Annotated in this window: 1 protein-coding gene; it reads right to left on the bottom strand. The window is 66.8% G+C overall.

Annotated features, from left to right (window positions below; genetic code table 11):
- The coding region (locus tag SCA31_RS23515) for a lytic transglycosylase domain-containing protein (RefSeq protein WP_410699430.1) at positions 1–271 on the bottom strand (271 nt) is incomplete at both ends.

Raw genomic sequence — 271 nt, 5'->3', positions numbered from 1 at the left:
CTAGGTTGCGACAAGGCTCAAGCGCGTTCTCGGCGGACAGGCCATAGGCCAGCCAGTTCGCTCGATTCACCTGCGCGAGCCCGACACTGAAATTCCAGCCGCCGGCCTCCAGCGCGCGTACCGTCGCGACCGCTTCGGCCATATTCGACGGCTGTCGACGCAGCCGCCCGCGAACGACGCCGATCGCGTAGGGATTGAATCCTGATTCGGTACGCACGATCGCCGCCATCGTGGCCGGGGCGATCTGCGGCGCGCAGTCGTGCACGAGCGA

This window comes from Chryseobacterium sp. SIMBA_028, from assembly GCF_046535285.1.
Taxonomy (GTDB): domain Bacteria; phylum Bacteroidota; class Bacteroidia; order Flavobacteriales; family Weeksellaceae; genus Chryseobacterium.
The sequence above is the reverse complement of the archived record's forward strand: the minus strand, read 5'-3'. Positions and strand labels throughout refer to the sequence as shown.